This is a genomic window from Neisseria sp. P0019.S002, from assembly GCF_051957155.1.
Classification (GTDB): Bacteria; Pseudomonadota; Gammaproteobacteria; order Burkholderiales; family Neisseriaceae; genus Neisseria; species Neisseria perflava.
In genome coordinates, this window is the sequence record NZ_JBQCWS010000014.1 from 1 (window position 1) to 6,262 (window position 6,262).

The following is a 6,262-nucleotide window of genomic DNA, read 5'->3' on the forward strand; positions in this document are numbered from 1 at the left end:
GGGCGTATAGTTCGGTTCTTCGCTGCTGACGCGGTGAAGAAAACGAAGCAGACAGTATAACACAGTTAGTTAGAATTTTCGATAATTTTAGTTGACATTTGCTAAATGTACTGTATAATTCGATTCGCTCTTTAAAAAAACAGATTACCGATAAGTGTGAGTGCATTAGGCCTCACACTGTTTGAAAGACAGACAAGATGATGTTTTAGACATTGTCCTGTCGGTTTCTTTGAAGCAGACCAGAAGTTATAAGTTAGAGATTGAACATAAGAGTTTGATCCTGGCTCAGATTGAACGCTGGCGGCATGCTTTACACATGCAAGTCGGACGGCAGCACAGAGAAGCTTGCTTCTTGGGTGGCGAGTGGCGAACGGGTGAGTAATATATCGGAACGTACCGAGTAATGGGGGATAACTAATCGAAAGATTAGCTAATACCGCATATTCTCTGAGGAGGAAAGCAGGGGACCTTCGGGCCTTGCGTTATTCGAGCGGCCGATATCTGATTAGCTAGTTGGTGGGGTAAAGGCCTACCAAGGCGACGATCAGTAGCGGGTCTGAGAGGATGATCCGCCACACTGGGACTGAGACACGGCCCAGACTCCTACGGGAGGCAGCAGTGGGGAATTTTGGACAATGGGCGCAAGCCTGATCCAGCCATGCCGCGTGTCTGAAGAAGGCCTTCGGGTTGTAAAGGACTTTTGTCAGGGAAGAAAAGGCTGTTGCTAATATCGACAGCTGATGACGGTACCTGAAGAATAAGCACCGGCTAACTACGTGCCAGCAGCCGCGGTAATACGTAGGGTGCGAGCGTTAATCGGAATTACTGGGCGTAAAGCGAGCGCAGACGGTTACTTAAGCAGGATGTGAAATCCCCGGGCTCAACCTGGGAACTGCGTTCTGAACTGGGTGACTAGAGTGTGTCAGAGGGAGGTAGAATTCCACGTGTAGCAGTGAAATGCGTAGAGATGTGGAGGAATACCGATGGCGAAGGCAGCCTCCTGGGATAACACTGACGTTCATGCTCGAAAGCGTGGGTAGCAAACAGGATTAGATACCCTGGTAGTCCACGCCCTAAACGATGTCAATTAGCTGTTGGGCAACTTGATTGCTTAGTAGCGTAGCTAACGCGTGAAATTGACCGCCTGGGGAGTACGGTCGCAAGATTAAAACTCAAAGGAATTGACGGGGACCCGCACAAGCGGTGGATGATGTGGATTAATTCGATGCAACGCGAAGAACCTTACCTGGTCTTGACATGTACGGAATCCTCCAGAGACGGAGGAGTGCCTTCGGGAACCGTAACACAGGTGCTGCATGGCTGTCGTCAGCTCGTGTCGTGAGATGTTGGGTTAAGTCCCGCAACGAGCGCAACCCTTGTCATTAGTTGCCATCATTTAGTTGGGCACTCTAATGAGACTGCCGGTGACAAGCCGGAGGAAGGTGGGGATGACGTCAAGTCCTCATGGCCCTTATGACCAGGGCTTCACACGTCATACAATGGTCGGTACAGAGGGTAGCCAAGCCGCGAGGTGGAGCCAATCTCACAAAACCGATCGTAGTCCGGATTGCACTCTGCAACTCGAGTGCATGAAGTCGGAATCGCTAGTAATCGCAGGTCAGCATACTGCGGTGAATACGTTCCCGGGTCTTGTACACACCGCCCGTCACACCATGGGAGTGGGGGATACCAGAAGTAGGTAGGGTAACCGCAAGGAGCCCGCTTACCACGGTATGCTTCATGACTGGGGTGAAGTCGTAACAAGGTAGCCGTAGGGGAACCTGCGGCTGGATCACCTCCTTTCTAGAGAAAGAAGAGGCCTGATGCATTCACACTTATCGGTAAACTGTAAAAAGATGCGGAAGAGAAAAGCTTGAGTGAAGACAAGATTCGCTTAAGAAGAGAATCCGGGTTTGTAGCTCAGCTGGTTAGAGCACACGCTTGATAAGCGTGGGGTCGGAGGTTCAAGTCCTCCCAGACCCACCAAGAACGGGGGCATAGCTCAGTTGGTAGAGCACCTGCTTTGCAAGCAGGGGGTCATCGGTTCGATCCCGTTTGCCTCCACCAAGAACTTTACAAATCAAAGGAAGCCTGCTATACTTAGCAGCTTATTTTGATTTGCGAAGTGAAATATCGACGCATCGATCTTTAACAAATTGGAAAGCCGAAATCAACAAACAAAGACAATGAGTTTGTTTTGATTTTTTGTTCTTTGCAAAGGATAAAAAATCTCTCGTAAGAGAAAAGAAGACAAACACAGTATTTGGGTGATGATTGTATCGACTTAATCCTGAAACACAAAAGGCAGGATTAAGACACAACAAAGCAGTAAGCTTTATCAAAGTAGGAATTTCAAGTTTGCTTCCCTAGTCAACGGGTAGGCAAACGAAGTCAAAGAGGTTCTTGAAATGATAGAGTCAAGTGAATAAGTGCATCAGGTGGATGCCTTGGCGATGATAGGCGACGAAGGACGTGTAAGCCTGCGAAAAGCGTGGGGAAGCTGGCAATAAAGCTATGATCCCGCGATGTCCGAATGGGGAAACCCACCTCTTAGGAGGTATCCTTATCTGAATACATAGGATAAGCGAAGCGAACCCGGAGAACTGAACCATCTAAGTACCCGGAGGAAAAGAAATCAACCGAGATTCCGCAAGTAGTGGCGAGCGAACGCGGAGGAGCCTGTACGTGATAACTGTTGAGATAGAAGAACAAGCTGGGAAGCTTGACCATAGTGGGTGATAGTCCCGTATTCGAAATCTCAACAGTGGTACTAAGCGTACGAAAAGTAGGGCGGGACACGTGAAATCCTGTCTGAATATGGGGGGACCATCCTCCAAGGCTAAATACTCATCATCGACCGATAGTGAACCAGTACCGTGAGGGAAAGGCGAAAAGAACCCCGGGAGGGGAGTGAAATAGAACCTGAAACCTGATGCATACAAACAGTGGGAGCACCCTTGTGGTGTGACTGCGTACCTTTTGTATAATGGGTCAACGACTTACATTCAGTAGCGAGCTTAACCGAATAGGGGAGGCGTAGGGAAACCGAGTCTTAATAGGGCGAACAGTTGCTGGGTGTAGACCCGAAACCGAGTGATCTATCCATGGCCAGGTTGAAGGTGCCGTAACAGGTACTGGAGGACCGAACCCACGCATGTTGCAAAATGCGGGGATGAGCTGTGGATAGGGGTGAAAGGCTAAACAAACTCGGAGATAGCTGGTTCTCCCCGAAAACTATTTAGGTAGTGCCTCGAGCAAGACACTGATGGGGGTAAAGCACTGTTATGGCTAGGGGGTTATTGCAACTTACCAACCCATGGCAAACTAAGAATACCATCAAGTGGTTCCTCGGGAGACAGACAGCGGGTGCTAACGTCCGTTGTCAAGAGGGAAACAACCCAGACCGCCAGCTAAGGTCCCAAATGATAGATTAAGTGGTAAACGAAGTGGGAAGGCCCAGACAGCCAGGATGTTGGCTTAGAAGCAGCCATCATTTAAAGAAAGCGTAATAGCTCACTGGTCGAGTCGTCCTGCGCGGAAGATGTAACGGGGCTCAAATCTATAACCGAAGCTGCGGATGCCAGTTTACTGGCATGGTAGGGGAGCGTTCTGTAGGCCGATGAAGGTGCATTGTAAAGTGTGCTGGAGGTATCAGAAGTGCGAATGTTGACATGAGTAGCGATAAAGCGGGTGAAAAGCCCGCTCGCCGAAAGCCCAAGGTTTCCTACGCAACGTTCATCGGCGTAGGGTGAGTCGGCCCCTAAGGCGAGGCAGAAATGCGTAGTCGATGGGAAACAGGTTAATATTCCTGTACTTGATTCAAATGCGATGTGGGGACGGAGAAGGTTAGGTTAGCAAGCTGTTGGAATAGCTTGTTTAAGCCGGTAGGTGGAAGACTTAGGCAAATCCGGGTCTTCTTAACACCGAGAAGTGATGACGAGTGTCTACGGACATGAAGTAACCGATACCACGCTTCCAGGAAAAGCCACTAAGCTTCAGTTTGAATTGAACCGTACCGCAAACCGACACAGGTGGGCAGGATGAGAATTCTAAGGCGCTTGAGAGAACTCAGGAGAAGGAACTCGGCAAATTGATACCGTAACTTCGGGAGAAGGTATGCCCTCTAAGGTTAAGGACTTGCTCCGTAAGCCCTGGAGGGTCGCAGAGAATAGGTGGCTGCGACTGTTTATTAAAAACACAGCACTCTGCTAACACGAAAGTGGACGTATAGGGTGTGACGCCTGCCCGGTGCTGGAAGGTTAATTGAAGATGTGCAAGCATCGGATCGAAGCCCCAGTAAACGGCGGCCGTAACTATAACGGTCCTAAGGTAGCGAAATTCCTTGTCGGGTAAGTTCCGACCCGCACGAATGGCGTAACGATGGCCACACTGTCTCCTCCTGAGACTCAGCGAAGTTGAAGTGGTTGTGAAGATGCAATCTACCCGCTGCTAGACGGAAAGACCCCGTGAACCTTTACTGTAGCTTTGCATTGGACTTTGAAGTCACTTGTGTAGGATAGGTGGGAGGCTTTGAAGCAGAGACGCCAGTCTCTGTGGAGCCGTCCTTGAAATACCACCCTGGTGTCTTTGAGGTTCTAACCCAGACCCGTAATCCGGGTCGGGGACCGTGCATGGTAGGCAGTTTGACTGGGGCGGTCTCCTCCCAAAGAGTAACGGAGGAGTTCGAAGGTTACCTAGGTCCGGTCGGAAATCGGACTGATAGTGCAATGGCAAAAGGTAGCTTAACTGCGAGACCGACAAGTCGAGCAGGTGCGAAAGCAGGACATAGTGATCCGGTGGTTCTGTATGGAAGGGCCATCGCTCAACGGATAAAAGGTACTCCGGGGATAACAGGCTGATTCCGCCCAAGAGTTCATATCGACGGCGGAGTTTGGCACCTCGATGTCGGCTCATCACATCCTGGGGCTGTAGTCGGTCCCAAGGGTATGGCTGTTCGCCATTTAAAGTGGTACGTGAGCTGGGTTTAAAACGTCGTGAGACAGTTTGGTCCCTATCTGCAGTGGGCGTTGGAAGTTTGACGGGGGCTGCTCCTAGTACGAGAGGACCGGAGTGGACGAACCTCTGGTGTACCGGTTGTAACGCCAGTTGCATAGCCGGGTAGCTAAGTTCGGAAGAGATAAGCGCTGAAAGCATCTAAGCGCGAAACTCGCCTGAAGATGAGACTTCCCTTGTGGTTTAACCACACTAAAGAGTCGTTCGAGACCAGGACGTTGATAGGTGGGGTGTGGAAGCGCGGTAACGCGTGAAGCTAACCCATACTAATTGCTCGTGAGGCTTGACTCTATCATTTGAAGAACTTCAAAAGATAAAAGCTTACTGACTGATTCAGTCATCACTATTTATACCGATTAAGGCTTTACCAATTTGTAACAGTTTAAGTTTGGCGGCCATAGCGAGTTGGTCCCACGCCTTCCCATCCCGAACAGGACCGTGAAACGACTCAGCGCCGATGATAGTGTGGTTCTTCCATGTGAAAGTAGGTCACCGCCAAACACCCATTCCGAAGCCCCCGACTGATGTCGGGGGCTTTTTACATGCCTGTCGTTTCTGTCGGTTTAGCGGCAGAATTGGGATAACAGGTGTTGGGATCAAACATTGGGATAGTGATGTGCCGGTGTTTATGGAGTATTCATGCATCTTGGTATTGGAATCGGAAATATTTACCCTGTTGTTATTCTTGAACAAAAGTACCGAAAGTTACGGTTAACCGTTTGGAATGTTTGAAATCGAACGGTATTTGCGTTATTATGTCGTATGCATTTATATGGAAAAGGGCCGTGTTCTACTGTCGTGTGGCAGTGTCTGCGGGGAAGTAAAACCATCCTACAGACGGCCCGGTTTATTTAATCCAACACGTTATAGGAAAACTCTGATGAAGAAATTTTTATTTGGTGTATTTGCCGCTGTTTGTACGGCATTCTCTTTAGCTGCCGTGAACATCAATACCGCCTCTTCTGCCGAACTGGAGGCATTGCCGGGTATCGGCCCGGCTAAGGCGAAGGCGATTGTGGAATACCGTCAGAAGAACGGTGCGTTCAAATCGGTGGAGGAGCTGAAAAACGTGAAGGGCATCGGTGATGCGGTGCTGAACAAGTTGAAGGCGGAGGCGACGGTTTCTTCTGCCGCTCCTAAGGCCGCCCAGCCTGCCGTGAAAAAATAACCTGACGGACGATCGTGCCGTATACGCCGCCCCGAGGCCGAACTGCTTGCCGGTTCGGGATGACGGGCGGCTTTGTTTGGG

At 49.9% G+C, this 6,262-nt stretch carries 1 protein-coding gene, 2 tRNA genes and 3 rRNA genes; all 6 read left to right on the top strand.

Features of this window, described 5'->3' with window-relative positions; translation table 11 throughout:
- The first annotated feature begins 262 nt into the window (after positions 1-262).
- The 6 genes from ACTHTY_RS11195 (at position 263) to ACTHTY_RS11220 (ending at position 6,181) form a co-directional block, all read left to right on the top strand.
- Positions 263-1,803, top strand: a 16S ribosomal RNA gene (locus tag ACTHTY_RS11195).
- Between the two features lie 106 nt (positions 1,804-1,909).
- A tRNA-Ile gene (locus ACTHTY_RS11200) sits at positions 1,910-1,986 on the top strand.
- A 5-nt stretch (positions 1,987-1,991) separates the two neighbouring features.
- Positions 1,992-2,067, top strand: a tRNA-Ala gene (locus ACTHTY_RS11205).
- A 348-nt stretch (positions 2,068-2,415) separates the two neighbouring features.
- Positions 2,416-5,304 (top strand): 23S ribosomal RNA (locus tag ACTHTY_RS11210).
- A 96-nt stretch (positions 5,305-5,400) separates the two neighbouring features.
- Positions 5,401-5,514, top strand: a 5S ribosomal RNA gene (gene rrf, locus ACTHTY_RS11215).
- The 16S, 23S and 5S rRNA genes sit together here with 2 tRNA genes alongside, the layout of an rRNA operon.
- 379 nt (positions 5,515-5,893) lie before the next feature.
- Complete coding sequence (locus ACTHTY_RS11220; RefSeq protein ID WP_107768917.1) at positions 5,894-6,181, top strand: ComEA family DNA-binding protein; 288 nt, start codon at positions 5,894-5,896, stop codon at positions 6,179-6,181.
- Positions 6,182-6,262 lie beyond the last annotated feature (81 nt).

What these genes read in the sequence shown, in the direction of transcription:
- ACTHTY_RS11220 (WP_107768917.1), top strand. Translation starts at nt 5,894, where the DNA reads ATGAAGAAATTTTTATTTGGTGTATTTGCCGCTGTTTGTACGGCATTC.